The sequence below is a fragment of the Maribacter litoralis genome (assembly GCF_003075045.1).
Classification (GTDB): Bacteria; Bacteroidota; Bacteroidia; order Flavobacteriales; family Flavobacteriaceae; genus Maribacter; species Maribacter litoralis.
In genome coordinates, this window is sequence record NZ_QCZD01000005.1 from 72,165 (window position 1) to 91,809 (window position 19,645).

17 protein-coding genes are annotated in these 19,645 nt (G+C 36.8%); 2 read left to right on the forward strand and 15 right to left on the reverse strand.

Going from position 1 to position 19,645, the window contains the following annotated elements; translation table 11 throughout:
- Window positions 1–4: 4 nt before the first annotated feature.
- The 7 genes from lepB to udk all read right to left on the reverse strand — a co-directional run bounded on the left by lepB (window position 5) and on the right by udk (window position 5,977).
- Window positions 5–1,705: a signal peptidase I gene (gene lepB, locus DCS95_RS17275; RefSeq protein WP_116772047.1), complete on the reverse strand. Its 1,701-nt coding sequence runs from the start codon at window positions 1,703–1,705 to the stop codon at window positions 5–7.
- A gap of 95 nt (window positions 1,706–1,800) precedes the next feature.
- Window positions 1,801–2,502, reverse strand: coding sequence for a 4-hydroxy-tetrahydrodipicolinate reductase (gene dapB, locus DCS95_RS17280; protein ID WP_116772048.1), 702 nt, complete (start codon window positions 2,500–2,502; stop codon window positions 1,801–1,803).
- A gap of 2 nt (window positions 2,503–2,504) precedes the next feature.
- A complete protein-coding gene (locus tag DCS95_RS17285) occupies window positions 2,505–3,164 on the reverse strand; it encodes a DUF5683 domain-containing protein (protein ID WP_244178484.1) in 660 nt (219 codons plus the stop codon).
- Complete coding sequence (locus DCS95_RS17290; RefSeq protein ID WP_116772049.1) at window positions 3,157–4,065, reverse strand: ParB/RepB/Spo0J family partition protein; 909 nt, start codon at window positions 4,063–4,065, stop codon at window positions 3,157–3,159. The genes DCS95_RS17285 and DCS95_RS17290 overlap by 8 nt, the downstream gene beginning before the upstream one ends.
- A 2-nt stretch (window positions 4,066–4,067) precedes the next feature.
- Window positions 4,068–4,841: a ParA family protein gene (locus DCS95_RS17295; protein ID WP_116772050.1), complete on the reverse strand. Its 774-nt coding sequence runs from the start codon at window positions 4,839–4,841 to the stop codon at window positions 4,068–4,070.
- Window positions 4,842–5,030: 189 nt separating this feature from the next.
- Window positions 5,031–5,363 carry an FtsB family cell division protein gene (locus tag DCS95_RS17300; protein WP_116772051.1) on the reverse strand — a complete coding sequence of 111 codons (333 nt, stop codon included), beginning with the start codon at window positions 5,361–5,363 and terminating at the stop codon, window positions 5,031–5,033.
- On the reverse strand, window positions 5,363–5,977 hold the full coding sequence (gene udk, locus DCS95_RS17305; RefSeq protein ID WP_116772052.1) for a uridine kinase: 615 nt from the start codon (window positions 5,975–5,977) through the stop codon (window positions 5,363–5,365). Before udk ends, DCS95_RS17300 begins: the two co-directional genes overlap by 1 nt.
- A 107-nt stretch (window positions 5,978–6,084) precedes the next feature.
- On the opposite strand from udk, the gene DCS95_RS17310 reads away from it, so the two are divergent.
- Together DCS95_RS17310 and DCS95_RS17315 are read left to right on the forward strand one after the other, a co-directional pair.
- A complete protein-coding gene (locus tag DCS95_RS17310; protein ID WP_116772053.1) occupies window positions 6,085–7,308 on the forward strand; it encodes a multidrug effflux MFS transporter in 1,224 nt (407 codons plus the stop codon).
- 161 nt (window positions 7,309–7,469) lie between these two features.
- Complete coding sequence (locus DCS95_RS17315; protein ID WP_116772054.1) at window positions 7,470–9,188, forward strand: tetratricopeptide repeat protein; 1,719 nt, start codon at window positions 7,470–7,472, stop codon at window positions 9,186–9,188.
- 72 nt (window positions 9,189–9,260) lie between these two features.
- Here DCS95_RS17315 and acs read toward each other — a convergent pair whose 3' ends face one another.
- The 8 genes from acs to DCS95_RS17355 all read right to left on the reverse strand — a co-directional run bounded on the left by acs (window position 9,261) and on the right by DCS95_RS17355 (window position 19,611).
- Entirely contained in the window at window positions 9,261–11,168 is a 1,908-nt protein-coding gene (gene acs / locus DCS95_RS17320) for an acetate--CoA ligase (protein WP_116772055.1), read from the reverse strand.
- Window positions 11,169–11,237: 69 nt separating this feature from the next.
- Window positions 11,238–12,932: a sodium:solute symporter family protein gene (locus DCS95_RS17325; RefSeq protein ID WP_116772056.1), complete on the reverse strand. Its 1,695-nt coding sequence runs from the start codon at window positions 12,930–12,932 to the stop codon at window positions 11,238–11,240.
- A gap of 23 nt (window positions 12,933–12,955) precedes the next feature.
- Window positions 12,956–13,216, reverse strand: coding sequence for a DUF4212 domain-containing protein (locus DCS95_RS17330; protein ID WP_116772057.1), 261 nt, complete (start codon window positions 13,214–13,216; stop codon window positions 12,956–12,958).
- 131 nt (window positions 13,217–13,347) lie between these two features.
- Entirely contained in the window at window positions 13,348–14,424 is a 1,077-nt protein-coding gene (locus DCS95_RS17335) for an anhydro-N-acetylmuramic acid kinase (protein ID WP_116772058.1), read from the reverse strand.
- Window positions 14,411–15,262 (reverse strand): CPBP family intramembrane glutamic endopeptidase, encoded by an 852-nt coding sequence (locus tag DCS95_RS17340; RefSeq protein WP_116772059.1) that lies wholly within the window; start codon window positions 15,260–15,262, stop codon window positions 14,411–14,413. Before DCS95_RS17340 ends, DCS95_RS17335 begins: the two co-directional genes overlap by 14 nt.
- A 6-nt stretch (window positions 15,263–15,268) precedes the next feature.
- Window positions 15,269–16,825: a glycoside hydrolase family 3 protein gene (locus tag DCS95_RS17345; RefSeq protein ID WP_116772060.1), complete on the reverse strand. Its 1,557-nt coding sequence runs from the start codon at window positions 16,823–16,825 to the stop codon at window positions 15,269–15,271.
- Window positions 16,818–18,092 (reverse strand): MFS transporter, encoded by a 1,275-nt coding sequence (locus tag DCS95_RS17350; protein WP_116772061.1) that lies wholly within the window; start codon window positions 18,090–18,092, stop codon window positions 16,818–16,820. The genes DCS95_RS17345 and DCS95_RS17350 overlap by 8 nt, the downstream gene beginning before the upstream one ends.
- A gap of 1 nt (window position 18,093) precedes the next feature.
- Entirely contained in the window at window positions 18,094–19,611 is a 1,518-nt protein-coding gene (locus tag DCS95_RS17355) for a glycoside hydrolase family 10-like protein (protein ID WP_116772062.1), read from the reverse strand.
- Window positions 19,612–19,645: the final 34 nt, after the last annotated feature.

Consider the following 19,645-nt stretch of genomic DNA (forward strand, 5'->3'; position numbering starts at 1 on the left):
TGATTTATTTAGTACCCTTTTTTCGTTTCCAGAACCAATTTCCTACTAAGTATGCCACTAATAACAGCAAGAAATACTTAAAGTATGACTGTGGTTCTCCATCTCCATTCACAGTAGTAAAAATACGATCCCATCTAGGTCTCCAATTGGTAATGCCTTCAGTAAAGTTGTCAAAACTCATCCAAATGAAAATAGGGGTTCCAACAATATGGTTTTCGGGTACATAACCCCAGGCCCTACTGTCTTCAGAATGATCTCTATTATCACCCATCATCCAAAAATAATCTTGTTTGAACGTATAACTGGTGGCCGGTTTGCCATTAATGCTAATTTGATTTCCAGATACCGAAATGTCGTTATTCTCGTATTCTTGTATTATTTTCTTGTAAAGAGGAAGAACTTTTAAATTCAAATCTACAGTAGCTCCTTTTTGTGGGATATAAATAGGTCCAAGTTGGCTGTAATTCCATGGGTAATCCGGACTTTGAGGAAATAAATTGATGCCGCGTCTACCTTTCTCCGTTATTTGTTGCACCACAGAATCGATATTAGGGCTTTTTCGAAGTGAACTGACCATTTCAGCGGTCAAAGGTACTGTACGCTGACGGTCGGTGATTTCTTTTAATGATAATCTATATTTGGATATTACATTGGCAGGTATACCACTTGCTTTTGTAAATAGCTCAATTTGACCATTGTCATTTTGGTTGAATCCTAAAATATAATTTCTTATACCGTTTACTTGTTCTTGATTAAGAGGGTTTGAAAGGTATTTTCTTGTAAAATCTGTTATGCCTAAATTATCCAAGGCTCTCGATGATACACCTTTAGAGCTATAAATGGTATAGTCAAACTGTGGTTTTGCACTTTTAGGTAATTCTAACTGTTTTCCGTTTATGAATACATAACCATCACGCACTTCTAACGAATCCCCCGGTATTCCGACGCAACGTTTTACATAGTTTGATTTTTTATCAATAGGCTTGTCTACACCTTTTTCCTTTTTAAAGAATACGCGAACAGTATCGGCCGGCCAGCTAAAAACTACTATATCATTTCTATCAACTTTCGTAAACCCTGGTAGTCTAAAGTAGGGTAGTTGTGGTTTTTTTAAATATGAAGGAACACCCAATACAGGAAGTGTATCATGAACCATAGGGGCTGCAACCGTGGTCATTGGGGTTCTTGCACCATAGTGAAACTTGCTTACAAAAAGAAAATCGCCCACTCTAAGTGTACGCTCTAATGAGCCTGTAGGTATTACATAAGGCTGAATGAAGTAGGTATGAACCAATGTTGCGGCAACCACTGCGAATAAGATGGAACTGACCCATTCGCCCGTTGCAGTTTTAGGATGCAACGATCTGTCTTGTATATAGGTTACTTCTAATGCATAATTTACATAATAGATGTAAAAACCTAGAGTAAGCACAACTATCCAAGTTTCTGCCTTGCTGTTTCTACCAAAACTTCTAATGGTCTCTACCCATATAACAGGAAACATTAAAAGATTGATAATAGGTATGAATAATAATATTACCCACCATTTTGGTCTGTTGATGATTTGCATCAATACGATGGCATTGTATACTGGTATTGCTGCTTCCCAAGCTTTTCTACCAGCTTTAACGTATAACTTCCAAGTTCCTAAAAAGTGGATTACTTGTACAATGAGGATAAATATAATCCATTGAGTGCCGTTCATCTTTTTTGTTTTTTATTGATATAGTACGAATATTGATATCGGTTCATATGATATCAATAATCAATCAGTCTTTAAGATTAATTTTTGTTACGCTTTTAACCAAGGTTTAACACATCTCGCATAGAGAATACGCCGGTTTTTCCAATTATCCACTCTGCAGCAGTAACGGCACCTAAAGCAAAACCTTCTCTATTATGGGCTGTATGTTTAATTTGTATGCTATCAACAATACTGTCATATGCCACTGTGTGTGTACCTGGTACTTTACCAATTCTTTTAGATGTTATTTTTAATGTTTCATCAGAAGAGTGGTCTAGTTTCCATGCTTTGTAGTTAGAATTCGATATAACGCCTTCAGCTAAAGTTATTGCCGTACCACTTGGTGCGTCTAATTTTTGAGTATGATGAATCTCTTCTAGTTCAACTTTGTACTCGGGCAAATTTTGCATCATTTTTGCTAAATAGCTATTCAGCTCAAAAAATATGTTAACGCCTAAACTAAAATTTGAAGCATAAATAAAAGCTCCTTTTTTATCATTGCATAAGCTAACTGCATTTTCGTAATCATCTAACCACCCCGTTGTTCCAGAAATTACAGGTACATTATTGTTAATGCATTTGGTTATATTGCCATAAGCAGCACTGGGCATACTAAAATCAATAGCAACATCCATTGTACTAAAGTTTATATCTTCTGTACTTTCATCAATTTTGGCTACTATTTCATGACCACGATTTAAAGCTATTTGCTCTATCATCTGACCCATTTTTCCGTATCCGAAAAGTGCAATTCTCATTCTTAAAATTTTATTATTAATGCCATGCCGTAGTTGGGGCTATTGGTCACTTGGTTGAAATCTAAGTAGGGTTCAAAATCTATGCTTAGATCATCATCAATGTTAAATTGTTTTAAATGTGCATCTACATTGGCGTCAACTATATTCAATGCATAAAGACCTATTGCAGCTACGAGCCATAGATCACGATCATTTTGATAACGTTCTTGTTGGTATTCTAAATCATCGGTGTCCAAATCAGGATCTGCGCCTTCCGCATTATCTCCGTTAATGTCGTAATATTCATCATCCGTAAACCCTGCTTGTCTTCGTTTAAAAGCTGTTCGAAAACTTTTGTATAAATCATTATTGTAAGCGTACATATAAGCACTACCACCAATGGCTCCCCAAACAATGGGAACTTTCCAATAACGTTTATTGTAAATCTGCCCCATTCCAGGAAGGATTGCTGAATAAAAAGCAGCTTTACTCGGTGCTAGGGGTTTGAACTCTCTTTCCACTTTTTTTAAGGCTACCGAGTCTTTAATGACCACTCCTTTTTCGGCAAGGTCTGCCTGTACACTGTCTATTTCGGTTTTAGGTATAGCATCTTGCTCTTCTTGTGAGAAGGTGAAATTTATAAATAGTAAAAGTGTACTAATTAATGAAAGATAGTTACGCACCTGTTATCAATTTTTTGATACGGTCAAATTCCTCTTGAGACTTAAATGGTATGGTTATTTTTCCTTTGGCATTGTCGGTAGATTTAATATCTACTTTCACGGATAAGGCATCCGTTAATTCTTTTATTCCTTTTCTAACAAATACAGCAGGGTCATTCTTAACCGGCTTTTTAACCTCGGCAGAAGCTTCTGCTTTAGAATGATAGGCTTTTACTGCACTTTCGGTATCTCTAACCGAAAGATTGTCAAATATAATTTTTTCGTAAATCGAAATTTGATCTTCTTTTTTGTCAATATTGACCAAAGCTCTACCATGCCCCATACTTAGAAAGCCATCACGCATGCCTGTTTGGATAATGGGATCAAGCTTTAATAAACGCAAGTAATTGGCAATCGTAGATCTTTTTTTACCTACGCGCTCACTCAATTTCTCTTGAGTTAGATTTATTTCATCTATTAAACGTTGGTATGAAAGCGCTATTTCTATAGGGTCTAAATCTTGCCTTTGAATATTCTCTACCAAAGCCATCTCTAAAGACTCTTGGTCATTGGCAATACGTATATATGCCGGTATAGTTTCTAAACCTAATAATTTAGATGCACGAAATCTTCTTTCACCAGAAACTAGTTGAAATTCATTAAAACCTAATTTTCTAACCGTAATAGGTTGTATTACACCTAGTTCACGAATAGAAGTGGCTAATTCCTTAATATGTTCGTCATTGAAATTGGAACGTGGTTGAAATGGATTAACCTCTATATGATCTAAATCCAATTCAATTATATTACCAACAACTTTATCCGCATTTTTATCAGATGCCGTGTTTATATCATTCTCCGGATCTTTTAAAAGAGCCGAAAGTCCTCTACCTAAAGCTTGTTTTTTAGTCGCTTTTGCCATACTTAAACCGTCTGCTTATTTTTTTTGACTATCTCATTAGCCATGTTCAAATAATTTGTTGCCCCTTTACTGGCAGCATCATATTTAATAATACTTTCTCCGTAACTAGGAGCTTCACTTAACCTAACATTACGTTGAATTACGGTATCGAATACCATATCTCCGAAATGTTTTCTTACTTCATCAACCACTTGGTTAGATAATCGTAATCTTGAGTCGTACATGGTCAACAACATACCTTCTATATCCAATTCAGAATTATGCAATTTTTGCACGCTCTTTATGGTATTCAGCAGTTTGCCCAATCCTTCTAGTGCAAAATATTCGCACTGTATGGGTATAATAACAGAATCTGCCGCGGTCAATGCATTCAAGGTCAATAGTCCTAAAGACGGGGCACAATCAATTAAAATATAATCGTAATCGTTCTTAAGGTCTAGAATGGCCTTTTTCATCATGTATTCGCGCTCATCCTTATCTACCAGTTCAATTTCAATGGCAACAAGGTCTATGTGTGCAGGAATAAGGTCTACATTTGGCGATGTGGTAGGTATGATTGTCTCACGTGCACTTTTGGTATGTTCCAAAAGTTGGTAAGAACCAAGTTCAACCCCATCGACATCTATACCAAGCCCAGAAGTAGCGTTCGCCTGGGGGTCAGCGTCTATTAATAATACCTTTTTTTCCAATACACCTAGCGAGGCAGCTAAATTTACTGAGGTAGTAGTTTTGCCTACACCTCCTTTTTGATTGGCTATAGCAATAATCTTGCCCATGTTCAAAGTAAGTTAGGTCGTAAAAATACAATTATTTATGAGGCTAATGAAAGCTTTTTGTTAACACTAAGTGAATAAGCACCCACTTTTCATTAATAATGCGTTAAACTTTTAATTATGAAACGGTTAAGACTTAGGGTTAAGTATAGTATTTTAAAAGTAGAAAACTTATTAAAATGATATGAAAAATTATTTTTTATCCCTAAGTTTTAAACTGTCCTCGTATTCAATAAGATAAATTTCCTCGTTCTTTTTCTTAAGATAATACTCTTCTCTGGCAAAACGTTCCAACTCATCTTCGTCAGATAATTTTTCTATAATCTTTTTGTCCTTTGCAATTTCTTCTTTCAAGAATTCTTGGGTCTTCTCAAGTTTTTTGATTTCCTTTCGTAATTCTAAATGAATTAATAAGGAGTTGGTGTCGAAAAAAAGCATCCAAACAACAAAAACGGTCAAGACCAATACATACATATTGGTCATGATCTTAAACCATTTTTTTTGTTTTAAATCTTTAAATGCCATTAGGATTGCATTATTTTTTCGTTGATGATACTCTTTACAATTTCAACGGCAACTGTATTGTATTTATTATTGGGTATTATAATATCTGCATATTCTTTGGTAGGTTCAATAAACTGCTCGTGCATTGGTTTAATTACCGCTTGATATTTTTCTAGGGTCTCATCTAAATTCCAACCACGTTCGTTTACATCTCGCTTAAGCCTTCTTATTAACCGCTCATCGGTATCAGCATGTACAAATATTTTAATATCGAACATTTTACGAATGGCAGAATTTGTCATGATTAAGATACCCTCTACTATGATAACTTTTGTAGGGTGGGTAAGTACCGTTTTTGCCGTTCTGTTACACTCTAAAAAAGAGTAGACCGGTTGTTCTATGGATTCTCCGTTTTTTAAGGCAATTAAGTGTTGTTCCAATAGTGCGAAATCTATTGAGCTAGGGTGGTCAAAATTGGTCTTGCGTCTATCTTCTAGTGATAAATGTGATAAATCGTTATAATAAGAATCTTGTGAGATGACACCAACTTCTTCATTGGGTAATTCATTAATAATTTGATTTACTACCGTGGTTTTACCACAACCGGTTCCACCAGCAATACCTATAACGAGCATACATTTAAATTTAATGCAAAAATACATATTTGAATTTCAAAAAGCCCTAAACTTAAAAATCAACTTTTAATAACATTGCTTGAATTGTTAAGCCGTATTTTTGCAAAATGCAGAATGAACAAGTAAAGCCGAATTTTGAATTTGTAGCCCTAATGGCTTCTTTAATGTCGATAGTTGCCCTTACCATTGATGCCATTTTACCGGCAATGGCAGATATTGGGGTGTCTATAAATAGTTTAGATCCAACCCAGAACCAATTACTGGTTACCATGATTTTTTTAGGATTAGGTGTTGGTCAGTTGTTTTTTGGACCGCTATCTGATAGTCTTGGTAGAAAGCCAATTGTTTATTTGGGGTTCACTGTATTTCTAATTGCAAGTGTTATTTGCCTGCTCGCGCCTAATCTTGAAATTATGTTGATAGGGCGTGTACTACAGGGTATCGGTTTATCGGCGCCGAGAACTATTAGTATTTCTATTATTCGTGATACCTATCGTGGAGATTATATGGCGAAAATTATGTCTTTTGTAACCGCGTTTTTTATTCTTGTACCTGTTGTGGCTCCTGCTATAGGTAAAGCCGTTATGGGTTATACCGGGTGGCAGGGTATATTTTACATGCAATTGTTCTTTGCACTTATAGTAGGTATTTGGTTCTTTAAAAGACAGGAAGAAACATTAAAACCAGAATACAAGGTTCCTTTTTCTTTTCAGGTATTCGTTAAGGGTACAAAAGAAATACTTAGGTATAAGGAAACGGTTTCATGTACCATGATATCCGGATTGATTACCGGTTCTTTCTTAGTTTATTTGAGTTCTGCCCAACATGTATTTGAGGAACTATACGGACTAACGGATACTTTTCCATATGTGTTTGCCGGGTTGGCACTTTCTGTAGGGTTTTCCACTTTAATGAACGGTACGCTAGTAATTCGTTTTGGTATGCGAAATTTGTCGTTTACGGCATTGGTCGCTTTTACGGTAATTGCATTGTCATATAGTTTGTTATTCTTTAATTCTCAAAACCCAAGTATTGTCATTTTATTGATTTTTCTGTCTCTTCAATTTTTATGCTTAGGATTTATTTGGGGTAATATGAGGTCGATTGCCATGGAACCTATTGGTCATATTGCTGGTATTGGAGCTGCAATTACAGGCTTTATATCAACCATTTTGTCCATTCCGATTTCCATTTTTGTTGGTAGTTTTATTGAAGATTCCGTTTGGGCACTGTTTGCTGGTTTAGGGGTATGCGGCTTAATCTCTGTTGTTTTATTCATGACCTTTAAAACCAGGCCCTTGTTCGCAAATAATCATGCCTTCTCTAAGTAATCTTTAGTAAAAGCGTCTAATTGTTGTTGAGGTTTTAAATTTTTAGAGTTTTTGTTATTTATACGTTATTCAATGCAATTTGTACGTTAAATAATTGATTTTCAGAATCATGAATTTATATTGTGAATATTATATTTTGATAAATATTAATATTTACAGCTATGAAAAATTCATTTCTTTATTCTATAGTACTACTTTTTGTTTTCGTAGCATGTAAGAATAGGGGGAATACTCACGACATTTCAAACAGACCTTTTATAGCTTGTGCTCCAATCACAACAGATATGGCATGGTATCAATCTGATAATATTGCTCCTCTTATTGATGGGTTAGATGTGATGGAGTTTCCCGTAACTACCAATAATAGACTAGCACAACAATATGTAAACCAAGGTATGGTCTTGGCATACGGTTTTAACCATGCTGAGGCGGCAAGATCTTTTTATTATGCCACAAAATTGGATCCTAATTGCGCAATGGCATATTGGGGATTTGCCTATGTTTTAGGGCCTAATTATAATGCTGGTATGGAACCGGATAATTATCAAAGAGCGTACGATGCAGTACAAAAGGCAAAAGAACTGGCAGAAAATAATGCTTCTCAAAAAGAAAAGGATCTCATTGATGCCCTGTCGAAAAGGTATGTTCAGTTTCCGGTTGAGGATAGAGGCAACCTTGATTTGGCATATTCAAATGCATTGCGTGAAGTTTATGATAATTATTCATACGATGCTGATGTTGCCGCGCTGTATGCCGAGTCAATAATGGATATGTATCCGTTTGATTTGTGGGATGAAAATGGAAATCCTAGAGAAAGAACAAATGAAATTATTCAGGTAGTCAACAGCGCTTTGGAAATAGATCCAAAACATCCTGGTGCGCATCACTTTAAAATTCATATGCTTGAAGCCTCCGTACATCCGGAAGATGCTCTAGATAGTGCTGCAATTTTTGATGAAGGTCTAGTGCCCGGTGCCGGGCACCTTGTTCACATGCCTTCCCATATTTATATTAGAACTGGAGATTATCATAAAGGCACATTGGCAAATGTTCGGGCAGTAGCCGTTGATAGTAGTTATGTGGCTGCGTGCAACGCCCAAGGTGCATATCCTATTGCTTATTTTCCTCATAATTATCATTTTTTGGCAGCCACTGCCTCATTAGAAGGTAATAGTGAAATGGCGTTGGACGCATCTAACAAAGTAGCAAGGCATTCAAGTACCACGTTAATGACAGAGCCAGGTTGGGGAACGCTTCAGCATTTTTATACGATACCGTTTTACATTAACGTGAAGTTCGGTAAGTGGGATGAAATATTGAAAATGAAAAATGATGTTCCTTCTTTAAAATATCCATCAGCTATTTTAAACTATGCCCGTGGAATGGCTTTTTTAAGATTGGATGAAATTGAAAATGCAAAAAAGGAATTACAATCTTTAGAGGTTTTTGCGAAGGATGATAGTTTGAAGGAAATATCAATTTGGGATATTAACTCGGTAGATGTTTTGGTTCAAATAGCCAGAAATGTTTTAAAAGCGGAGATTTTGGCTAAGGAATCTAAATATTCTCAAAGTATTGCATTGTTACTAGAAGCGGTTAAAATTGAAGATGGTTTAAATTATAATGAACCACCGGATTGGTTTTTTTCGGTAAGGCATCACCTTGGGGCTGTTCAAATTGAAGCGGATCTTTACGATGATGCTGTAAAAACGTATAAAGAAGATTTAGATAGATTGCCAAAAAATGGATGGGCGCTACACGGTCTAAAACTGGCTTACGAAAACTTAAACAATCAGGATATGGTGAAAGAGGTTGAGTTACTTAGAAAGCAAAGTTGGGAAAATGCCGACATTGTTTTGACTACCTCACGTGTAAAATAAAATTCGCCAAACACATTTTTTCAATGAGCTTGGCGAACTTGGTTCAATTAAAGTATGTGTTGTTATTGCCAATTATAGTGCATTGTCCATAATTTCTTGAACAACTTCCGGATTTAATAGTGTACTGGTATCGCCTAAATTACTAGTGTCGTTACTGGCAATTTTTCGTAGAATTCTTCGCATTATTTTACCACTACGTGTTTTTGGTAATCCCGATACGAACTGAATTTTATCTAACTTGGCAATTGGACCAACATGTTCTGTAATTTGCTGGTTTATTTCTTTTCTTAAATTTTCACGATCTCTACTTTCTCCGGTTTCCTTTAAGATAACATAACCATAGAGTGCGTTACCTTTTACATCATGTGGAAATCCTACAATGGCAGATTCTGCTACCGCAGGGTGCTCGTTAATGGAATCTTCTATTGGTGCAGTACCTAAATTATGACCAGATACAATAATTACATCATCTACACGACCTGTAATTCTGTAATAACCAACGGCATCTCTCAACGCACCATCACCTGTAAAATACATGTTTTCATAAGCAGAAAAATAGGTATCTCTGTATCTGTCATGATTGCCCCAAATAGTTCTTGAAATTGACGGCCATGGGAATTTAATACACAATCTACCATCTACTTGATTGCCTTTTATTTCTTGTCCATTTTCATCCATAAGGGCAGGTTGAATGCCTATAAATGGTAAGGTTGCGTAGGTTGGGGTAGTGGGGGTAACGTAAGGTATCGGTGTAATCATTATTCCGCCCGTTTCTGTTTGCCACCAAGTATCCACTATAGGGCTGTTCTTTTTACCAACGTTATTATTGTACCAATGCCATGCTTCCTCATTTATAGGTTCGCCTACTGAGCCTAGTACCTTTAGGCTAGATAGGTCGTGCTTTTCAACATAGTCCAAATTTTCTTTTGCCAATGCTCTAATGGCGGTTGGTGCCGTATAAAACTGATTTACTTTATGCTTTTCCACAACGTCCCAAAAACGGCCATAATCTGGATAGGAGGGAACCCCTTCGAACATTAAAGTAGTTGCGCCATTTGCCAGGGGACCGTACACTATGTATGAGTGACCCGTTATCCAACCAATATCTGCAGTACACCAGTATACATCATTTTCAGTATATTGAAATACGTTCTTAAAAGTATAGGCACTGTAGACCATGTAACCGGCAGTGGTGTGTACCATTCCTTTGGGCGTTCCGGTAGAACCAGAAGTGTAAAGTATGAACAATGGATCTTCAGCATCCATGATCTCGGCTACGCAATCGGCATAAGCTTCATCCAATAAAGGTTGTAACCACTTGTCCCTTCCTTTTAGCATATCAATTTTGGCGTTTGTGCGCTTTGCCACTAAAACATTTGCCACACCGGGGCAACCTTCTAATGCCTTGTCGACAATACCTTTTAGGTCTATGGATTTGCTACCACGAAAAGAACCATCGGAAGTGATTACAATTTTACAATCTGAATCATTGATACGGGTCGCTAATGCATGTGAAGAAAACCCGGCAAAAACTACGGAATGGATAGCTCCAATACGCGCACAAGCCAAAAGTGCTACTGATAGCTCAGGAATCATTGGTAAGTAAATACAAACACGGTCTCCTTTTTTTACACCGTGGCCCAATAAGACATTTGCCATACGACAAACACGTTCGTGTAGCTCTCTGTAGGTAATATGTAATGCTTCTTCTTTAGGGTCGTTAGGTTCGAATATGATAGCAGTTTTATCTCCTCTTGTAGGTAAATGTCTGTCTAAACAATTTTCGGTAATATTAAGTTTGGCACCTTCAAACCATTTAATTTCAGGCTTTTTAAAATCCCAGCTCAATACATTGTCCCAGCGTTTGCGCCAAACGAAATGTTCTTCGGCAATTTCTTCCCAAAAAGCTTCGGGATTACGAACCGATTTTCTATAAACTTGATAATACTCCTCAAGATGTTTAATGTGGTAATTACTCATGGTATGCGTTAATTAATATGCAAAGGTTGTTGAAGCCTTTGGTTGTTGTTTAATGTTGAATTACTTTTTTTAATGTCCTGTGGCTTCACCTGCTCCACTTGGTATTCTAATATTTTCTACAATTTCTTGAACGTTCGATGGTGGTTCTGGGGTAAATCGTAATACGATAATGGCTACTATAAAGTTAGCGATCATGGCAATACTGCCAAAGCCTTCGGGCGAAATTCCAAACCACCAATCTGCAGTGGTTCCGCCGCCAAACCAGCCAAATTTAAATTTTGTCATATAAAATAACATCAGTACAATACCTACTACCATTCCGCTTATTGCACCTTCTTTATTCATTTTTTTGTAAAATATACCTAGAACAATTGCTGGAAAAAACGATGCCGCCGCCAATCCAAATGCCAATGCAACCACTGCGGCAACAAAACCTGGCGGATTAATACCAAAGTACCCTGCAATAATTACAGCTACGGTTGCCGATCCCCTAGCTACCCATAATTCTCCTTTATCGGAAATGTTCGGTTTAAAAACTTTTTTGACCAAATCATGAGATACCGAAGCAGAAATTACCAGTAATAGTCCGGCTGCAGTGGATAATGCTGCTGCCAGTCCGCCAGCGGCGACCAAGGCAATTACCCAAGCAGGTAAATCTGCTATTTCAGGATTTGCCAACACCATGATATCATTGTCAATGGTCAATTCATTTTTTGAGGTATCCGCCACATATTGAATTTTTCCATCTTCATTTTTATCGTCAAAGGATAGGAGTCCGGTTTCTTCCCAATTTTTAAACCATACAGGCATGCTAGAATATTCTTCATTGCTTACCGTATTAATTAAATTGGTTTTGGCGAATACCGAAACCGCTGGGGCAGTAGTATATAAAATGGCAATGAGCAATAGTGCCAATCCTGCAGATTTACGGGCGTCTTTTACTTTTTTTACGGTGAAAAAGCGAACAATTACATGAGGTAAGCCTGCGGTACCCACCATTAAAGCCAAGGTAATTGCAAAAATATCGGTGACCGATTTAGAACCGTCCGTATATTCATTGAAGCCGAGTTCGGTTGAAAGCCCGTCAAGTTTATCCAACAAAAAAGTGCCCGAACCATCGTTTAAAGTTGATCCCATACCTAATTGCGGAATTGGGTTTCCGGTCATTTGTATGGATATGAAAATTGCCGGAACCATAAAGGCAAAGATTAAAACACAATATTGCGCTACCTGTGTATAGGTAATACCTTTCATTCCGCCTAAAACGGCATAGAAGAGCACAATAATCATACCTATGATTACACCGGTATTGATATCTACCTGAAGAAATCTTGAGAATACTACACCAACACCGCGCATTTGTCCTGCGACATACGTGAACGATACAATCAATGCACAAATCACTGCGACAATTCTAGCCGTTTTCGAGTAGTAGCGGTCGCCAATAAAATCCGGTACGGTGAATTTTCCGAATTTTCGTAGGTATGGAGCCAGTAATAACGCCAATAGAACATACCCGCCTGTCCATCCCATTAAATAAACGGAACCATCATAACCAGCAAAAGAGATGATACCGGCCATGGAAATAAAAGAAGCTGCCGACATCCAGTCCGCTGCGGTCGCCATACCGTTTGCTAAAGGAGAAACTCCGCCACCGGCAACGTAGAAATCTTTTGTAGATCCCGCTCTAGACCATATTGCAATACCGATATACAGGGCAAATGTGAGCCCTACTAAAATATATGTCCAGGTTTGTACGTTCATTTCGTTGGTTTTTGTTGGTTGGTTTAATCGTTGTATCCGTATTTCTTATCTAGCTTATTCATGAGTCTTACATATACAAAGATCAGGATAACGAAAACGTATATCGACCCTTGTTGTGCAAACCAGAATCCTAATTTGAAGCCGCCTATTTTAATAGTATCCAATGCTTCTTTGAATAGAATGCCCGCTCCAAATGAAACAATAAACCAAATCGCCAATAAAATGAATAGGTAACGTACATTTTCTTTCCAGTAAGCGGTTGCTTTCTTTTGTTTTTCAGACATGTTTTATTCTATTTTAATGAATGAATAGGCTTACGTCGTATTAAGGCCTATTCGTATAAAACTTATATAATAACAGAGGAGTACCTCTGGTCATTTAAATCTCGATTATCGAGTAAATTAGGCATAAAAGTTTAATTCGGTATGAACAATACTCCACTCGAAGAATCTTTTTTTGCTCCGGTTACCGATGAAAGTACATTTGTTAATTGCTCTATTCTTAAAACCCCCATTAAAGCAAATACCAATGCTTCTTTGAATTCTATTATAATTTTTTCGGGAACCACCACCTTTGTTGTTTCACCTAGTTTCTCTTGTAGTGTTTCAATCAAAAAAGAATTAAGTGCGCCACCGCCTGTTACCATCAATTGTTGATTTTTGCTTTTGAAATTCAGCTCTATCTGTTGTGCCACTTTATCACAAATATGGTGTACACTTGTGTGAAGCAAGTTTTCTAAGGTGTCTTCCGTTTCTTCAACTATGGGCACAACCTCTTCTAAAAACCATTCATAACCAATAGATTTTGGGTGTGGTAGTAAATAGTACTTTAAGCTATTTAATTTTTCTAGCATGGTGTGGTTTAGGTGCCCTTTTCGTGCCAAATTTCCATCTTCGTCATACTCCAAATCTACCTTTCTGGTAATATAGTTGAGAATCATATTTGCCAAACCAATATCATAGGCTATTCTTTTATCTTTTACTTCGAAAGAGACATTACTGATTCCGCCTAAATTCAAGCAAAATTCATACTGGCTAAAAAATATTCGATCTCCAATAGGCACTAAAGGGGCGCCTTGACCCCCTAATGCCAGATCGTTTGTTCTAAAATCGCATATTACCTTTATACCGCAAGCATTTGCCAAATGTTGACCAGAACCCACTTGAAAGGTAAGTCCCATTTCTGGTCTATGGTGAGTGGTATGACCGTGACTGGCAATATAATCGACTTGTAATGAATTTTCATTGACAAAATTTAGTACTTGTTCGCCAAGCCAAGTGCCGTAGGTATTATGAAGTTCAAGAAGTTTTTCCGCAGATAAATCAATGGCGTTTTTCAATGTATTCATCATATCAGATGAATATTTGATGCTTTTTGTTTCTTTGATTGCAAATTGCCATGCCTCTTTTTTTTGCCAAATATGGCAATAAGCTAAGTCAAGCCCATCTAATGAAGTACCCGACATGAGACCAATGATTTTATATATTTTCATTTCTAATAGGTTGAGGTTTTTTTACTTGATAATAATATATAATCAATGCTACCAGTATCATTTCTATAATTAGCGAAAAAATAGAGCCTTCAAAGCCAAATTGCCCTCCGTTAACCATATTGTTTTCTGGCACTGTGAATTCTATGATGCTATAGATATCTTGACCGCTTACGTTGAAGCCAAATAACGATTGAAATAGATTCCAGCTAAAATGGAAGGCTATAGGGTACCATAAATTCTTTGTGTAGATATATGAGGCGCCAAGTGCTATTCCTGCTAAAAAAAGGCCTGTTAAACTGAATAGGCTAATATTTGGATTTGCACCATGAGCTATTGCGAACAAAGCAGAAGAAATTATTAGTGCTATATACTTGTTAAAAGATAGCATAAGATTCTTTAGAATGTACCCTCTAAAAAGAACTTCTTCTAAAATGGCTACAAATACGAACAATAGTGTGGTATAGATTAATTCTAATACATCAAAGTTAAAATCAGTATAGATAATTTCTTCGGCTGCCCTTAAACTAATAAAGGCTAATCCCATTATGACCAACCCAAGTAGAGTGCCTATTATAATATCGTTTTTTCTGTTTTTTATCTGAAGCCCAACGTCCATAAAATTTTGCTTGTCCATATATTTCATAAAAATCCAGACTAAAAGAAGCGTTCCTAGAAACGAAAAAAATGTCATTATTAATTCCTGAAGCGAGGTTGCTTGAAAATCGTTATCTCCAAATGGAATACCGGCAACGAAAGCACCGCCAACTTGAAATAGACCAACTATTATAACGTATGGAAATATTAATGCAATTACTCTAGCCCATCCACTATGGTTCATAAGACTCTAATTTAGTTTTACAGGTAATTTTCCTTTTGCCTCTAATGTACCCATAAAATGTGCTGTGGCAATGTCTTGAAACTCTTTAAAATTTTGATATGCAATTACTGTAGCCACTGTTTTATCCGTTTTAAAAAATTGTAAAGCATATGGGTTTCCAAAATGATACAATACCACTTTTTTGGAGGCAATCAATTCATTAACAAAATCAATTTCTTCTTGAAGGAATCCAAAGTTGTTCGTCGGTTTTATTTGTGGGGGAGTAAGCAGTAATAGAATTTCGGTTTCATTTTTTATCTCTTTGCGCATGTCGGCAATATTTTCTACAATTTCTTGGTTCGTTTGGTCGGCACCAAATCTTTTTATCGTCAAGGTACAGAAATTGGTTGCTCTAAACTGTTCAATTTTCTCAATAGAACCGTGATGCAAAGTGAGTGACTGTTTTGCTATTTTTTTATTTAAAGGACTCGGGTCGGTTAGTTCTTGGGGAATATTTTTGGGAATAATCGCTTTTTCTTTTAGCTTCCAAATACGTTCTATGCTTTTATTTATTTGTGCTTCGGATGCATTTTTAAGAATATGCTCAATGCCTTCTTCAATATGTTCGGCAAAGCATAATACATCATTGCCTGCGTTAAAAGCAAGCCACTCCAATTCGCCCTTTGTTGGATAATGTTTAGATACTGCATGCATGTTTAATGCATCTGAAATTACTACTCCATCAAACCCCATTTCGTGTCTTAAAACGCCAGTGATTATATCTTTATTTATGCTTGACGGTAATTCTGCATTAGTGGTCAATGCCGGTACGGATAAGTGACCTACCATAACCGAATCTACACCTTCGTCTATTAATTTTTGAAAAGGGTAGAGCTCATTGGCTATTAAATCTTCTTTGGTCTTATCAATAATCGGTAAACCCAAATGTGAATCTGTAGCCGTGTCTCCATGCCCAGGAAAGTGTTTAATACTTGTAAGTACACCTTCGGATTGGGTTCCTTTTACAAATGCTTTTGCCAATGAGATTACTTGTTCTTTGTCATCACCAAACGATCTATACCCAATTACTGGGTTGTTAGGGTTTACGTTGACATCTACAACGGGAGAGAGATTCCAATGTATTCCTGCGGCCTTACAATCTTTGGCAATGTTTTGACCTACTTCAAATACTAGGTCGGTATTATTTTTATTGGCACCTAACGTAATTGCATATGGGTATTGCGGGGTATTTTCAATGCGCATGGCCAATCCCCATTCTGCGTCAATAGAAATTAATAGGGGGTAGGTTGCTGCTTTTTGATATCTGTTGATGAGATTTTTTAAAGTGCCAAAACTATCTTCATTAACTACTATTTTCTTTTTGCCCTCAAAATTTGTTGCTGCACTGGCTCTAGAATGAAAAAAACAGATACCGCCAATATGGTGTTCGGCAATCAGTTTTTCAAGTTGTTGTATTTCTTCTTCGGTATCGTTTATAAAAGCAGCGGGCATAAATAACTGCCCCACTTTCTGTTTTAAAGTTAGTTGCTGTATTGCTTGGTTTGTAGGTATTATTTTATTCATTGGGAACTGTTGTTTTTTTTCCAAAATCTGCAGGGTATTTAATAAATTTTAAAAGTAAGAGTGCCGGTAGGGCAGCAATGACTACCCAAACGAAAAATCCGTCGTAACCCAACCATTGTTGCATGTAACCGCTAATCATACCAGGTAGCATCATGCCTAGTGCCATAAAACCTGTAGCAATGGCATAATGCGATGTTTTAGATTTACCTTCGGCAATGTAGATGAGGTACATTAAAAAGGCGGCAAAACCGAAGCCGTAACCAAATTTTTCGAATATTACCGTAGCCGTTACCGCATAAACACTTGTGGTATTGGTCATGGCCAATACGGCATAAAGAATATTTGGAAGGTTCAATGAAAGGACCATCGGTAACATCCATTTTTTTAATCCGTCACGTGAAATAAGAATGCCTCCTAAAATTCCTCCAATGGAAAGAAAGATAACTCCTGCAGTACCGAATATGGTACCTAGTTGTTCGGTTGAATACCCTAATCCACCTTTGTCCGGTGAATCCAATAAGAAAGGTGATGCCATTTTGACCAATTGTGATTCGCCCAAACGGTAGCTTAAAATAAATGCTAAGGCAATACCTATGCCCGGTTTCTTAAAGAAAGAAGAAAATACTTCTAAAAACCCTGCGGGCTTTTCTTTCTCCTCTATATGTTCCGATTCATATTTAGGTGTTACAAAAAAGTTTGCCACGGTCATGACCAACATTAAAAATGCAGCGGCCGACATGGTTATGCTCCAAGCTTTAGTATTGTCGCCATATTTATTTTCCAAGAAGCCTGCTAGTACGACTATTAAGCCTTCGCCGGTAACCATAGCAAGGCGATAAAAGGTACTTCTCATACCCACAAAGAACGATTGTTTTTTTTCCGTTAAGCCAATCATATAATACCCATCGGATGCAATGTCATTAGTGGCGGAAGCAAATGCGGCCATCCAGAAACATGCCAATGAAGTCACGAAGAACATATTGGTAGGTAATGATAAACCAACCCCTAAAAGTGCAATGGCTATTAAAAGTTGCATGCTTAAAAACCATTTGCGTTTGGTGCTTTTTAAATCAACGAACGGACTCCATAATGGTTTAAGAACCCATGGTAAATACAAAATACTGGTGTATAAGCCAATGTCTTCATTACTTACCCCTAATTTTTTATACATGATTACAGAAACCGTAACAACCAATACATAGGGTAATCCTTGCGTGAAATAAAGCACAGGTACCCATGCCCAAGCTCCTTTGTCTTTTTGTACCATATTACTTGCTCATTTGTTTTAAATTAAAAATTATTGGAGCGGTCTCTTTACCGTAAACATCTATAAAACTAATTGCATTATATTTTTTTCTCAGTTGGTCAAGGGGAATGCGCACTGTTTTAGAGGTGTTGTCTACATATATTTTGGACAGTAATTTCTTAATGTCATACGCTTCTTTTACCCTAATACCAGATGAGTAGCATAAGGCATATCTTATAGCACTTAAATCATTGAATTCAAGAATGACTTCAGAGTCTGTTTTACATGAGTTTACTAATCTCGGTGATTTTGCAATATGATTGTTAGCTAAGGTTGAAACAGGGTTTAATGCTGGTTTTTTATAATATTTTTTATAAATATAATCTACCACATCATCATTTTCCGTCATTAAAGATTTGGCACTGAACATAGCATTTCCTTGAATTTGTGGCGTGTTACGTGCTAACTCTATTTGTGTTGGTAATTCTTTATAATCGTCCCACGCTTTATCGCTGTTGTTTCTAATTTTATAAGGACCGTTACCAACATATAGGTTGGTGTTGTAATTATTTTTTGACCACCAATCAACAATTTTTCTATGTGATGCAACGGGTAGATCCATACTCCAATATACTTGTGGGGCTAAATAATCTATCCATCCTTTTTTCATCCATAACAATGGGTCGGCATATAAATCTTCATATGTAGTTTGCCCCGCTTTAGTATCAGAACCTTTTGGGTCTGTAGAATTGTTTTTCCAAACTCCGAACGGACTAATACCAAATTGAACCCATGGTTTTAACGATTTTATGGTTTCGTGAGATTGCTTTACCAACGAGTCAATATTACTTCGTCTCCAGTCATCTATTGATTGATTGCTCTGTGCGTAGTTTTTGTAGGCGACCGAGTCATTAAAGACTTCACCGGTAACCTTGTAAGGGTAAAAGTAATCATCAAAATGTATGGCGTCTACATCATAATTAGAGACCAGCTCTTCTATTATATTTTGAAAGTGGTTGCGAACTTCGGGCAGACCGGGATTGTAATAATTTTTCTTACCATAATGCACTATCCACTCTGGGTGTGTACAATAATCATGTGTTTCTGATAAAACCTCAAAATTCTCATCAAAAGTTGCTCTATATGGGTTTAGCCATGCATGAAACTCCAAGCCACGATCATGAGCTTCGGCAATCATCCATTTCAGAACATCTGTATTCCATTGAGGTGGAGTACCTTCTTCACCTGTTAGAAATCTTGACCAAGGAGCATATTCAGATTCGTAAAAGGCATCACCAGCTGCACGTACTTGTAATATAACGGCATTGTAATGTTCCTTTTCGTAGAAATCTAAAATCTTTAGGTAGTCTGCTTTTTGTTTTTGTGCAGAATCGGCTCCATTCTTTGGCCAATCTATATTGACCACCGTAGCGATCCAAACACCTCTAAACTCTCGTTTGGGGTATTTTTCATAAGATTTAAAAATTCCGCAAGAACTTAAAAGAAGTAGTAAGGCAAGTAGTGATAGTTGTTTTACCATAAATTTAAAAAAGACCCATTTTAAACTAAAAATA